The organism is Actinomadura sp. BRA 177 (assembly GCF_013372625.1).
Taxonomy (GTDB): Bacteria; Actinomycetota; Actinomycetes; order Streptosporangiales; family Streptosporangiaceae; genus Spirillospora.
Map to the genome: position 1 here is coordinate 1 of NZ_JABXFD010000706.1, position 12,619 is coordinate 12,619.

Here is a 12,619-nt window from a genome sequence, read left to right on the forward strand (position 1 = left end):
CATTTTCCCCGCCTCCCCAACGAGGCCCGAGCCCCGCAACACTGACCCGATGGACGCAGGAATCGCCGCGCTCCTCGGCGCCGGCCTCGGATCCCTCACCACCATCGGCGCCGCCGTCGTCACCGGCAGAGCCCAGGCCCGGACGCAGTTCGCGCAATGGCGCCGCCAGCACCGCCGCGACGCCTACGCCGCCTACCTCGGCGCCCTCCACGAGCGCGACATTGCCATGGACGCCGTCCTCGCCGCACTGCGCCCGGACGAGCCGGACCTCGCCGACGTGGACGAGAAGGTACGCCGGTTCATCGACCTGGCCCGCGAGGTCCACCGCGCCATGGAGATCGTCATCATCGAGGGACCGCCGCCGATGGTCGAGGCCGCGGAGCGCGTACAGCGGGCGTCCGAGGGCCTCTCTGCGGTCATGCGGCGCATGGTGGAGGACGCGCGCGCGGCCGATTCCGGTCGGAAGGTCGCGGACGAGGAGGCCGCCGCCGAGCGCGAACGCCTCCTGTACGCGGAGGTCAAGGCGTTTCGTGCGGAGGCCCGTGACGTTCTCGGTCGTGCTCAGGGACGGCGGGGGGTGACGAGGCCGGATTCGTAGGCGAGGACCACCAGCTGGGCGCGGTCTCGGGCGGAGAGCTTGGTCATCGCCCTGCTGACGTGGGTCTTCGCGGTGGTGGGGCTGATCACCATGTGGGCGGCGATCTCGTCGTTGGACAGGCCGCGGGCCACCAGGGCGGTGACCTCGCGTTCGCGGTTGGTCAGCACGTCGAGCGCGCCGGCGGCGGGTTCGGGGCGGCGGGCGACGTACTCGCCGATCAGGCGGCGGGTGATCGCGGGGGACAGCAGCGCGTCGCCGCGGGCCGCGACCCTGACGCCCTGCACCAGGTCGGCGGGCTCGGTGTCCTTGACCATGAAGCCGCAGGCGCCGGCGCGGAGCGCGTTGAAGACGTACTCGTCGAGCCCGTAGTTGGTGAGGATCACGACGTGGACGCCGGCCAGCCGCGCGTCGGCGGCGATCAGCCGGGTCGCCTCGATGCCGTCCATCACCGGCATCTGGATGTCGATGAGGGCGACGTCGGGCCGGTGCTCGGCGGCGAGCGCGACGCCCTGCTCGCCGTTCGCGGCCTCGGCCACCACCTCGATGCCGTCCTCGATCTCCAGCAGGGCGCGGAAGCCGCCGCGGATGAGCGCCTGGTCGTCCACCAGCAGCACGCGGATCACGCCGGCTCTCCCAGGGGCAGTTCGGCGCACACGGTGAAGCCGCCGCCGGGGCGGGGCTCGGCGCGGAGCCGGCCGCCGAGCGCCGCGACGCGCTCGCGCATGCCGAGCAGGCCCGTGCCGGGCACGGGCGGGGCGTCCGGGTCGGCCTCGCCGTCGTCGTCGATCCGCACGACCAGCTCCCCGTCCGCATAGTCGATGCGCACGGCGGCGGCCGCTCCGCCGGCGTGCCGGGAGACGTTGGTGAGCGCCTCCTGGACGATCCGGTACGCGGCCCGGTCCACCTCGGCGGGCAGGTCCCGTTGTGTTCCGGAGATCGTCACGGTGGCGGGCAGCCCGGTGGAGCGGGCCCGCTCCACCAGGTCGTCGAGCCGGTCGAGGCCGCTCGCCTCGCCGTCGGTGCGGCCGGAGCCGCGCAGCACCTCCAGGGTGGCGCGCAGCTCGCGGATGGCGTCGCCGCTCGCCTCCTGGATGGCCAGCAGCGCCGGCGGGACGTCCTCGCCGCGCCTGCGCGCCACGTGCACGGCCACCCCCGCCTGGACCTTGATGATCGAGATGCTGTGGGTGAGCGAGTCGTGCAGCTCGCGGGCGATGCGCAGCCGCTCCTCGCCCGCCCGGCGCCGGGCCGCCTCCTCGCGGGTGCGCTCGGCCTCGGCGGCCCGCCGCTCGGCCTCCTCCAGGTACGCCTGCCGGTGCCGGGTCACCGTCGCCGCCACCCCGGCCGCCACGAACCAGCCGAGCAGCAGCGAGGTGTTCTCCAGGCCGTCGACGGGCCCGTCGGCGGCGGGCAGGTTCACCGCCAGGTCGGCGCCCAGGAAGGCCGCCGCCGCCAGCGCCGAGGGCGCCCAGTGACCGGCCCTGGCCGCGCCGAACATCGCCACGAGCACCGGGAAGACGGCCGATGGGCCCGGCTGGGCGTGCACCGCGACGACGAGCATGCAGGACGTGCTGACGAGCAGCGCCACGAGGGGCGCCCGCCGCCAGGCGACGAGCGCGAGCGAGCCGGCGAGGCTGAGCGCGAGGTCCAGCGCACCCGCGTCCGGCGTGAAGGCCACGAAGAGCGCCGGCAGGACGCCCACCACCACGGCGAGCAGGCCGTCCTGGGCGAGTGGCCGCCCTTCCATGAACCCCATCTGGGTAGGTTATGAGGCTTTTCCGCCGTGGTCCTCCGCCGCACGTCGTAATCGGCCGCTACTCCCGGGGAAGTAGACGGGCCGGTCCTGCTTCCCCGGTGCCGGGCCCAGGTGTCTTCCCTCGCAGGACGACCGGCGGGCGGTCCGGATATCACGATGTCCGGCATGTACACGATCCGAGACAACGACGGATTCCGCCGCGCGACCCTCGGGGGGCCGCGATGACGGTCAGGGGATCGGCGAGCAGCCGATCAGTGAGCAGGGCTCCGGTGGCCGCACCGGACGCGCGGCCCGGGCTCGTCCTCGCGGCGGTGGCCGTCGTGCAGTTCATGGTGTCGCTGGACCTGTCGGTCGTGAACGTCGGGCTCCCGCAGATCGGCGCCGGCCTCGGCTTCAGCGCGGTGGGCGTGACCTGGGTGATCCACGCCTACGCGCTCACCTTCGGCGGGCTGCTCCTGCTGGGCGGCAAGGCCGCCGACCGGTACGGGCGCAAGCGCGTGCTGCTGCTCGGGCTCGGCCTGTTCGGCCTCGCCTCCCTCGCCGGGGGCTTCGCGCAGGTGCCCGGCCACCTGGTGGCCGCGCGCGCCGCGCAGGGCATCGGGGCCGCCGCGCTGGCCCCGGCCGCGCTGGCGCTGCTGACCGAGGCGTTCCCCGGCGGCCGGGCGCGCGTCCGTGCGTTCGGGATCTGGAGCGCGACGAACGCCGCCGGCGGTGCCCTCGGCGTCCTCATCGGCGGGCTGCTGACCCAGTACGCGAGCTGGCGCTGGGTGATGTTCGTGAACGTGCCGATGGCCGCCGTCGCGCTGGCGATGGCCTGGCGGGGAGTCGCCGCCGCGCCGCCTCCCGCGCGCGGCGGGCGTCCGGACGTGCTCGGCGCCGTGCTCGCCACGGGCGGCCTGACCCTGCTGGTGTTCGGCGTCGTCCGCACCGACCAGTACGCGTGGACGTCGCCCGTCACCGTGACGGTCCTGGCGGTCGCCGCCGTGCTGCTGGCCGCGTTCGTCCTCGTCGAGCGGGGCACCTCCCGGGACCCGCTGGTCCGGCTCGGCCTGTTCGCCAACCGCTCGGTCGCCGGCGCCAACGCCTACAACCTGCTGGTCGGCGCCGCGATGGCCTCGTCCTTCTACTTCATGTCGCTCTACCTTCAGCGGGTGCTCGGGCACGGCGCGGCGCTGACCGGCGTCATGTTCGTGCCGTTCGCCCTCGGCGTGATCGTCGGCTCCGTCCTCGCCGTCAGGCTCGGCTACCGGCTCGCTCCCCGCGCGCTGCTGATCATCGGCGCGACGCTGACCGCGGCCGGGTTCGCCTGGTTCGGCCTGCTCAGCGCGGACGGCGCCTACGCCACCGACGTCCTGGGGCCGTCGCTGATCGCGAGCGTGGGCTTCGGGCTCTGCCTGGGGCCGCTCGTCTCCATCGCCACCGCCGGCGTCGCGTCCCACGAGACCGGCACCGCCTCGGGCCTGCTCAACAGCTCCCGCCAGATCGGCGCCTCGCTCGGGCTGGCAGCCCTCGGCACCGCCGCCCACGACCGCACCGGCGCGGCCGTCACCCCCGAGACCCTCAACGACGGGTACGCGCTCGGCCTGACCCTCGGCGCCGCGCTCCTGCTCGCCGCCGCCCTCATCGCCGTCACCGTCCTCCGCCCGGCCCCACTGACACCGGTGGCGAATTAATGGGAGGCCGCACCGCGGGGGCGCGGCCTACGATCGCGGGATGGAGTACGAGGTTCGGACGGCGCGGGCTGCGGATCTGCCGGGACTGGCGGACATCGAGAACTCGGGCGACCCGATGTTCGCCGAGATCGGCATCGTGTTCCCGCCCGGCCCGACCGTGGTCGAGCAGATGATCGGCAAGCCCGCCGAGATCGTGGTGGCCGGTGACCCGCCGGTCGGTTTCGCGGCGGTCGAGGAGGTCGACGGGGCCGCGCACCTGGAGCAGATCTCGGTGCGCGGCGACCTGGTCGGGCGGGGGATCGGCGCCCGCCTGCTGGACGAGGTCATGGCGCGGGCGGCGGCGGCCGGCTCGCCCGGCGTCAGCCTGCTGACGTTCCAGGACGTCCCGTGGAACGGCCCCTGGTACGCCCGGCACGGGTTCGCCGAGCTGCCCGAGGAGCGATGGGGGAGCGGGATCAGGTCCTACTGGGACGCCGAGATCAGGGACGGCCTGCACGACCTGGGCCCGCGGCTCGTCATGTGGGCGCCGACCGCTCAGCTGCCGACCGCTCAGCCGCCGACCGCCTAGCGGCGCGGCGGCGCCGCCGGCGCCGGAGCAGGCGGAAGCCCACGTAGCCGACCAGCAGAAGCGCGATGAGCCCGATGATCGGCGCGAGGATCGCCAGCACGCTCAGCACGAGCGAAGCAGCGTCCTCGAGCGTGGAGAGCACCGGCGCCCCCGCGCCCATCGTCCCCGCGTTCGCCACCGGCCGCACGGACGCCTTCGTCGCATGGACGATCAGCGCTAGGGCGATGCCGAGCCCCCAGCCGATCCACGGGTGCTCCTGCATGAACGTCGAGGAGTCGAGCTTCCCGGCGGCGTCGGTGGCCGCGAAGACGGCGCCCCCGGCGGCGGGACGGACGAACGTCTGCACGGCGTCGTTGATGCTGTCCACGACCGGCACCTTGTCGAGCACGACCTCGGCGGCGAGCAGCACGCCGAGCCCGGCGAGCACCCACCCGTTCGTGAGCCAGCCGAACTCGGCGGGCAGCGCGACGAGGTCGCTGTACCGGGCGATCAGGCCGACGACCAGCATCGGGATGTAGGCGTTGAGGCCGGCCGCCGCGGAGAGGCCGAGGCCGGTCAGTGCCGCGAGCATGCGTCCCTCCCGCTGACTTATCGTTGGTCCTTTGGACGCGCGGCCGCCCGCCGCCGTTCCAGTTGAAGATCTACAATGTAAAGGCGGGAACCGGGGACGGCCCGCGGACGTCTGGCCCATGACGCGCAAGGAGGACGATGATCAGCCCGGTGGCATGGGTGCGGGACCGCCTCGGCGACCGCAGGGCCGCGCTCCTGCTCCTCGTGGTGCTGCTCGTGCTGGCCGTCGTCCCGCTGGTGGCGCTGCCGGCGACACGCTGCGAGGTCTTCGGCAGCGGGTGCCGCACCCCGGCCCCGGAGAAGCGCGCCGACCCGGTCGCCGCCCAGCGGGCGCCCACGCCGCTCGAAGCGGCCACGCGCGGCTCCTATGTCGCGCTGGGCGACTCCTACTCGGCGGGTGTCGGCGCGGAGGCGACCCCGGCCGACCACAACCCGCTCGACCGCTGCCACCGGACGTCCAAGGCGTACTACCACGAGGTCGCGCAGACCTTCCGGTTCGCGAAGGGCACCGCGTTCTGGGCCTGCTCCGGCGCCACGACCGACGACGTCCTGGACGGACGAGGCGGCGAACCCCCGCAGATCGGCCGCATCGGCCGCGACACCAGCCTGATCACCCTCAGCATCGGCGGCAACGACGTCGGGTTCTCCAAGGTCCTCGCCGGGTGCGTCGTCAAGCTGCCGTGGAGCAAGGGCTGCACCGAGCAGGGCGAGGAGATCGCCGGGAAGATGTCCGACCTGCGCCAGGACCTCCCGGCGCTGCTCAGCAAGATTACCGCGAAGGCCCCGTACGCACGCGTGGTCGTGATGGGCTACCCGAAGGCGTTCTCCGAGGTCAGCGGCGTCGACGGGGACAACATCACGGTCTCGGACCAGCGCTGGCTCAACGCCCGCACCTACGACCTGGGGCGGCTGATCCGCCAGTCCGTCGCCGAGGCCGACGCGCGGAAGGCCGCGACGCACGCCCACGGCAGCGTCGAGTTCGTCGACGCCTACAGTGCGTTCGCGGGGCACGAGGTGGGCAGCCGGAACGCGTACATGAACGGCTTGGCCGTGAAGCTGCCGGCGCTCGAAGCCGAGCCGCGCAGCTACCACCCGACGATCGCCGGGCAGCACGCCCTCGCCCAGCTGTTCATCGCCCAGATCAAGAAGGGCCCGGGTCGCCCGCTGTCCTAGCGGCCTGGGCGGCGAACGCGTCCTCGACGTCGTCCCGCGTGATCGCGGCACCGGGCAGGTCGCCCAGTCCTTCACCGGCCAGCGCACCCAGAAAGATGGCGATCTGCCGCTCGGCCATCAGCCGCCAGTCGGGGCCGTACGGCAGGGACTGCGTGATGAGGGTCGTGAAGACGATGACGTCGGTGGCGTCGACGTCCGCCCGGATGGTGCCGTCAGAGCGGCCCCGCGCGAGGAAGGCGTCCAGCATGCGGTTGATCGTCCGGCGGGCCCGCACCGCCTCGGCGGTCATCAGCGGCGGCGCCCCGCGCAGCGGCAGGACCAGCTGGTCGCCGACCGCCAGGCAACGCGCCAGATACTCCCCGATCGCCGCGCGTCCCGGGCACCCCAGCTCCTCGATCTCCGCCAGGATGCGGACCAGCAGGTCGTAGGCGCGGTGCTCCAGCGCGTGCAGGAGGGCCTGCCGGTCGGGGTACCTGCGGTACAGGGTGCCGACCCCCACGCCCGCCTCGGCGGCGATCGCGGCGAGGGGCACGTTGCGCCCCTCCCGGAGCATGGCCGAGACGGCCGCCGCGAGGAGCCGTTCCCGGTTGGCCTCGGCGTCCCGCCGCGGGCGGCGGCCGGACGCCGGCGAGCCGCCCGTACGTTCGTTCTTCCCGGTCACATCTGCCTTCCGGACGCCCAGGGGAGGGTCCGGCTCCCACCGTAATCGGATCCGCCCTGCGGGAATCAGCCCCACCCCCTCCGACGTTAAGCGGACGAAATGTTCCGCTAAACGCAGGGGGTCGTGATGAGCATCCCGTACCTGGCGCAGGCCGACCGGCAGCAGAAGCTCGAATGGCTGGACGGCGGCACCTTCTCCGTCCTGCTGGACTCCGCGGCGACCGGCGGGCAGCTCACCGTCGGCCGGTTCGACGTGTCCGAGGGCGAGGCTCCGCCGTTCCACATGCACACCCGCGAGGACGAGGTCTTCATGCTGATCGGCGGCACCGCCCTGCTGTGGGTCGGCGACGAGGAGATGGAGCTGTCCGAGGGCGGCATCGTCTACCTGCCCAGGAACGTCCCGCACGGCTACCGCGTCACCTCCGCCACCGCCGACCTGCTCATGATCGCCACGCCGGGCGGCATCGAGGGCATGTTCCGGCAGGCCGGCCGCGACCGCGCCACCCCCAGACCGCCCGGTTTCGAGATCTCCAGGGAGGCGCTCGCCGCCGCGGCCGACGCCTACGGCCAGGTCGTCGTCGGCCCACCGCGCTGACCCTCCCGGGATCAGTGCCGCGACAGGGCGTCCATGCCGTTCAGCGCGTGCAGGACAGCGCCGGCCGGGCCCCCGGAGAACCCGTAGTCGCGGTGCAAGTGGCGTGCGAGCGCGGGTGCATGGCGCCGAGGCTTACCTCTTGTCGTGAAGGAAAGGAGGCGCTTATGACCGAACATAGTGCGGGCGCCCTTTCGGAACGGATGGTCGGGCAGGTCCTGGAGGTGGCGGAGGCCGCGTCCGTCTGGCTCGGCGGGCGGCTCGGCTGGTACGCGTCGCTGCACGGCGACGGGCCCGCGACTGCCGAGGAGCTCGCCGCCCGGACGGGATCCGGGGCGCGGTATGCGCGGGAGTGGCTGGAGCAGCAGGCGGTCGCCGGCATCCTGGTCCGCCGGGACGACGAGCGGTACGAGCTGCCCGCCGGGCACGCCGAGGCGCTGCTGGACGTCGACAGCCCGGCGTGTACCGCGCCGCTCGTCCGGCAGCTCGTGGCGGCGGTGCTGCAGTTGCCCGTCCTCGCGGAGGCGTACCGGACGGGGGAGGGCGTCCCGTGGCAGGCGTTCGGCGAGGAGATGTCACGCGCCCAGGGCGACGCCAACCGGCCGATGCTGCGGCACGTCCTGCCGCGCGTCTGGGTCCCGCAGATCCCGGGCCTGCCAGCGCGGCTGGCGGCGGGGGCGCGCGTGGCCGACATCGGCTGCGGGCACGGCTGGTCGGCCATCGGCCTGGCCGCGGCGTACCCGGAGATCGAGGTGGACGGGTTCGACCTCGACGCCGCCGCGCTGGAGGCCGCCCGCGAGAACGCGGCCGAGGCCGGTGTCGCCGGCCGGGTGCGCTTCCACCGCGCGGACGCGGCCGAGCTGACCGGCGGCCCGTACGACGTGCTGATGCTGATCGAGTGCCTGCACGACATGCCGTACCCCGCCGAGGTGCTGTCGGCGGTGCGGCGCGCCGCGAAGCCGGACGCGATCACGCTGGTCGTCGACGAGGCGGCCGACCCGGTGCTCACCGCGCCGGGCGACGAGATCCAGCGGCTGCTGTACGGCTTCAGCCTGCTCGTCTGCCTGCCGGACTCGCTCAGCCATCCGCACTCGGCCGGCGTCGGCACCGTCATGCGTCCCGGCACGCTCGCGTCGTTCGCGTCCTCGGCCGGGTATGCGGGCGTCGAGTCCCTGGACGTGAGCGACACCGGGATCTGGCGGATCTACCGGCTCGTCGCCTGACTGGCGGGGCTAGAGCGGGTCGCCGAGCGGTCCGTGCTCGTCCTCCAGCGCGCTGGTCCAGTGGGCGGCCCAATCCGGTCGGCTGCCGTCGATGTCGGTGAACCCGTACTGCCGGTACAGGCCCCACGTCGCGAGTGCTCGGCCGGTCTTGTCCATGATGTCCGGGTCGGCGGCGAGGGCGGCGACCGCTCGTCCGAGGTAGGCCGGGGTTTCCGAATGGGCGAAATGCGGGTCTTCGGCTATGGCGTCCCGCCAGTTGTCCTCGGTGACGCCGAAGTGGTCCAGGACGGCCTCGGAGCGCAGGAAACCGGGCGTGACGGCGACGGCCGCGACGCCGTGCGGCTTCAGCTCGGCCGCCTGTGCGACGGCCAGCCGGATCACCGCCGACTTGGCGAGGTCGTAGAAGAGCGAGCCGCGATACCGGGCGGTATTGCCGTCGGTCACCTCCACGACCAGGCCGCGTCCTCGGGCGACCAGCAGCGGCAGCGCGAAGCGGCTGGTGATCACGTGCGTCTCGACCGCTTGGCGCAGCAGCCGCAGGCCGGTGTCGAGGTCCTGCTCCCACAGGGGATGCTCCCAGTCGGTCAGCGGGTCGCCGCCCCACACCGAGTTGACGAGGACGTCGAGCCGCCCGTCCCGCTCGGCCGCGATCCGGCCGGCGAGCGCGCGGACCTCGTCGGACGGCTGTGGTCGACGCGCACCGGGATCCCGGTGCCGCCGGCCGCCGTGATCCGCTCGGCGGTCTCCTCGATCGTTTCGGGCCGTCCGAGGTCGGAGCGGCTGGAACCGCTGCTGCGTCCGGTGACGTAGACGGTCGCCCCGGCGGCGCCGAGCTGGACGGCGATGCCGCGTCCGCCCCCTCGCGTGCCGCCGGCGACCAGTGCGACCTGACCGGTCAGTTCGCTCATGTTTCCCCCTTGCAGGTGTGCGGTGCGAGGACGGTGCCGATCTCGTGCCGGAGTCGCTCCGGCAGCGTCCCCTCACGGTCGAGGGCCCAGGCGAGACCGGCCCCTGCGATCACGCCCTGAACGGTGCGGGCCAGCGCCTCGGCGTTGCCGGAGAGTTCGCCCGCCGACACGGCCTCGGCGATGAGCATCTCGATCACCCGCCCGTTCGCCCGGTGGACGGCCAGCGCGTGCTCGTGCAGCTCCGGGTCGGTGAGGTCCATGCACAGGAAGGCGAGGTGGTTGGCGTACCGCTCCGGTGTGGACATGTCGGACATCGTCCCGACGGCGAACGCTTCGAGCGCGGCCAGCGCCGACGCATGCCCCGCCCTCGCCCTCTCGTACAGCGCCGCGGGATCGTGGACGGACCGCGCGGCCAGCGCCACCAGCAGCCCGCGCTTGGACCCGAACCGCTGGACGAGCGTGCCCGGCACCAGCCCCACCTCCCGGGCCACGGCGGCGAGGGTGAGCCCCGCCGGCCCGACCCGTCCGATCACGTCGACCGCCGCCCGCAGAATCACCGCGTCGCCGACCCCGCGCGGACGCCCCGCCATCAGACCTCCATTAGTAAATGAACATGCATTTATAAAATCATGCGCGCGACCTCACGGCAACTCCGGCTGCCGCTCGCTCCGCTGTGGGATCAGCCGTCGGGACGGCCGAAGCGCACCGGCACGCCCGGCGAGTAGAGCACGCTCACCGGCTCCCCGAGCGGCCCGGGCAGGCCCGCCGCCGCCACGAGATTCTCCTCGCACTGCAGCAGCGTCGCCCGATGCAGGGGCCACCGCGGATGGACGTTCGGCAGGAACTGGACGCGTCCGAGGAGTTCGTTGTGCATCCCAGCGGGCGGTCAGGAAATGCTCCAGTTCGGAGGGTTTCTCCAGCCGCTCGCCGATCCGCACTGTGATTCGGCTGTAGGCGCCGCGCGGCCCCGGCCAGCGCCGCGAACTGGTGTAGCCGATGACGTCCTGCCGGGCCCGGATGGTCATGCGCGACCACTGGTATGGCATCCGGAGGCTCGCCCGTGCGATCGCCACGGGCAGCAGGCGCGACGCGTCCAGCGACCGGAAGACCACGCCCCGGCGACCCTGCTCGTCCACCGAATAGAAGCGCACGTTCGTCTCGGGGAACGTCCCCAGGTAGGGCACTCCGGGCAGGCGGCACCATCCGGTCCGGTGTATCCAGAATGCGACGAGCCCGACATAGGTGACGCCGTCCAGCGTGTCCGGAGTGACGCCTTTCGGCAGCAGCGGCGCCACCCTTCGCGGCTCCACGGCCCAGTGGACGAACGCGAGGTCGAGCGGCCGGGTGATCGCCCCTGGCGGATCAGCGGGACTGGACACCGCGCCATCGTCGCACAGCGATGACCACCCCTGACGTCCTATCGTGTCAGGGCAACCCTGACGACGGGAGTGGCGATGACCGCCCGATGCACGTTCTGCAGCAAGCCACGGACCGAGGTCGGCAGAATGGTCGCCGGCCCGGGCGTGTACATCTGCAACGAATGCGTGGCCCTGGCGGACGCGATCATCCAGGAGTACAAGGACAAGCCGGTCAAGCTGCGCCTACCGCCCTGGGAATCGCTCAACGACGACGAGATGCTCGACCACATTCCCCGCGTCGCCGCCGCCATCGACCAGGTCGAGGCCGACCTGCGCGCGTGGGTCCAGGAACTGCGGCGCCGCGGGGTCACCTGGTCGAGGATCGGCGAGGCGCTGGGCATCACCCGCCAGTCCGCCTGGGAGCGGTTCTCCGGCGAGGACTGAGATCAGGGCAGCAACTCGACGATCGCCCGCGAGCCGCCCGGCGTGACCGAGCCGACCCGCAGCCCGGCGGACTTGGCCAGCTTGCCCAACTGCCCGAGTGTGCGCTCCCGCCCGCGGACATAACAGAGCATCCGCAGGTCACCTTCGGTGTCCACCAGGGCCTGACCTTCGCTGATGTGATCGACGACGAGCACCTTCCCCGCCTCCGAAGCCGCATCCGCGCACCTCTGCAAGATGCGAGCGGCATCAGCGTCATCCCAGTCGTGAAGGACGCCCGAGAGCACATATCCGCCCGCCCCGGCAGGAAGAGCGTCGAAGAAGCTACCCACCCGAGCATCAGCCCGATGAGCCATTCCAGTCTCGGCAATGGCCGCTTCAGCACGCGCAATCGGCCCGGCCAGATCGACCACCGTCCCGCGCAGCCCTTCATAGGCGCGCAGAATGGCGATCAACAAACTCCCATCGCCGCCGCCCACATCGACCACACGACCAAGATCGCCCCAGGGATAGGCCGCGGCCACGGCGGGCGCCTCTTCCGCCAGCCGCCCGCCCATCAGAGCATCGAACGACGCGCCCCGCTTGGAGTCGGCCGACAGGTCCTCCCAGAACGTCCGGCCGAAGTGGCGCGGAAACGCGGGCTCACCAGTACGCACGGTGTGCAGCAATTCGACGAAGCACAGATCCGCATGCCCGATGGCACCCTCCAGATCAAGCGTGGCCCGCACACCGCCCGGAGCATCGTCCCGAAGCTGCTCGCCCAACTCCGTCAGGCCGTAGGCGCCGTCCCGTTCCTGGGAAAGCACACCGGCGCTGACCAGATGCCCCATGACCCGTCCTAACGCGTCCGCGTCAGCGTCCACCACGACGGCCAGCGCCTCAGCCGTCCGCCGCCCACCGGCGATGTGATCGGCCAGCCGCAATGTCGCCGCCACCCGAATGGCCATCGGCGTAGCGAGATCAGCCGCCGCCCACAACCCCCCGCCCCACCTGTCCCTTATAACAATCTGACGCTGCCGACGAACAGGACACGTCAGATATCGTCGACCGACGATCCCACACACAACACCGAGCACAAACTCACACCACCCGGCAGGCCAGG

13 protein-coding genes and 2 pseudogenes are annotated in these 12,619 nt (G+C 72.7%); 7 read left to right on the forward strand and 8 right to left on the reverse strand.

Translation table 11 applies throughout. The features are described 5' to 3' along the window. Positions 1-49 precede the first annotated feature (49 nt). On the forward strand, positions 50-598 hold the full coding sequence (locus HUX53_RS38595; protein ID WP_176408217.1) for a proline dehydrogenase: 549 nt from the start codon (positions 50-52) through the stop codon (positions 596-598). On the opposite strand, the gene HUX53_RS38600 is transcribed toward HUX53_RS38595, so the two are convergent. Both HUX53_RS38600 and HUX53_RS38605 read right to left on the reverse strand, forming a co-directional pair. Further along, positions 562-1,221, reverse strand: coding sequence for a response regulator transcription factor (locus tag HUX53_RS38600; RefSeq protein ID WP_176408218.1), 660 nt, complete (start codon positions 1,219-1,221; stop codon positions 562-564). The two genes, HUX53_RS38595 and HUX53_RS38600, sit on opposite strands and share 37 nt — an antisense overlap. Then, entirely contained in the window at positions 1,218-2,351 is a 1,134-nt protein-coding gene (locus HUX53_RS38605; protein WP_217920402.1) for a sensor histidine kinase, read from the reverse strand. Before HUX53_RS38605 ends, HUX53_RS38600 begins: the two co-directional genes overlap by 4 nt. Before the next feature lie 269 nt (positions 2,352-2,620). Between HUX53_RS38605 and HUX53_RS38610 the strand changes: the two genes are divergently transcribed. Beyond that, entirely contained in the window at positions 2,621-4,024 is a 1,404-nt protein-coding gene (locus HUX53_RS38610) for an MFS transporter (RefSeq protein ID WP_309237635.1), read from the forward strand. A 40-nt stretch (positions 4,025-4,064) separates the two neighbouring features. Then, on the forward strand, positions 4,065-4,592 hold the full coding sequence (locus tag HUX53_RS38615) for a GNAT family N-acetyltransferase (protein WP_176408220.1): 528 nt from the start codon (positions 4,065-4,067) through the stop codon (positions 4,590-4,592). On the opposite strand, the gene HUX53_RS38620 is transcribed toward HUX53_RS38615, so the two are convergent. Next, the gene (locus HUX53_RS38620) at positions 4,540-5,163 is read right to left on the reverse strand and encodes a DUF4126 domain-containing protein (RefSeq protein ID WP_176408221.1); all 624 of its coding nucleotides are present in this window, start codon (positions 5,161-5,163) and stop codon (positions 4,540-4,542) included. The two genes, HUX53_RS38615 and HUX53_RS38620, sit on opposite strands and share 53 nt — an antisense overlap. Before the next feature lie 137 nt (positions 5,164-5,300). Between HUX53_RS38620 and HUX53_RS38625 the strand changes: the two genes are divergently transcribed. Further along, positions 5,301-6,335, forward strand: a complete 1,035-nt coding sequence (locus HUX53_RS38625; protein ID WP_176408222.1) for an SGNH/GDSL hydrolase family protein — start codon at positions 5,301-5,303, stop codon at positions 6,333-6,335. Here the strand turns inward: HUX53_RS38625 and HUX53_RS38630 are convergent. Next, complete coding sequence (locus tag HUX53_RS38630) at positions 6,304-6,996, reverse strand: TetR/AcrR family transcriptional regulator (protein WP_176408223.1); 693 nt, start codon at positions 6,994-6,996, stop codon at positions 6,304-6,306. The genes HUX53_RS38625 and HUX53_RS38630 overlap by 32 nt on opposite strands. A gap of 126 nt (positions 6,997-7,122) precedes the next feature. On the opposite strand from HUX53_RS38630, the gene HUX53_RS38635 reads away from it, so the two are divergent. Further along, entirely contained in the window at positions 7,123-7,590 is a 468-nt protein-coding gene (locus HUX53_RS38635; RefSeq protein WP_176408224.1) for a cupin domain-containing protein, read from the forward strand. A gap of 164 nt (positions 7,591-7,754) precedes the next feature. Next, a complete protein-coding gene (locus tag HUX53_RS38640) occupies positions 7,755-8,810 on the forward strand; it encodes a cyclopropane-fatty-acyl-phospholipid synthase family protein (RefSeq protein WP_176408225.1) in 1,056 nt (351 codons plus the stop codon). Between the two features lie 9 nt (positions 8,811-8,819). Here HUX53_RS38640 and HUX53_RS38645 read toward each other — a convergent pair. The 3 genes and pseudogenes from HUX53_RS38645 to HUX53_RS43265 form a co-directional block, all read right to left on the reverse strand. Next, positions 8,820-9,718 (reverse strand): annotated as a pseudogene (locus HUX53_RS38645) (SDR family oxidoreductase). Next, positions 9,715-10,308: a TetR/AcrR family transcriptional regulator gene (locus HUX53_RS38650; RefSeq protein WP_176408226.1), complete on the reverse strand. Its 594-nt coding sequence runs from the start codon at positions 10,306-10,308 to the stop codon at positions 9,715-9,717. Before HUX53_RS38650 ends, HUX53_RS38645 begins: the two are co-directional and overlap by 4 nt. 89 nt (positions 10,309-10,397) lie before the next feature. Further along, a pseudogene (locus tag HUX53_RS43265) lies at positions 10,398-11,097 on the reverse strand (YqjF family protein). Between the two features lie 75 nt (positions 11,098-11,172). On the opposite strand from HUX53_RS43265, the gene HUX53_RS38660 reads away from it, so the two are divergent. After that, a complete protein-coding gene (locus HUX53_RS38660) occupies positions 11,173-11,520 on the forward strand; it encodes a ClpX C4-type zinc finger protein (RefSeq protein ID WP_176408227.1) in 348 nt (115 codons plus the stop codon). A 2-nt stretch (positions 11,521-11,522) separates the two neighbouring features. Here HUX53_RS38660 and HUX53_RS38665 read toward each other — a convergent pair whose 3' ends face one another. Then, positions 11,523-12,464 carry a methyltransferase gene (locus HUX53_RS38665; RefSeq protein WP_176408228.1) on the reverse strand — a complete coding sequence of 314 codons (942 nt, stop codon included), beginning with the start codon at positions 12,462-12,464 and terminating at the stop codon, positions 11,523-11,525. Positions 12,465-12,619: the final 155 nt, after the last annotated feature.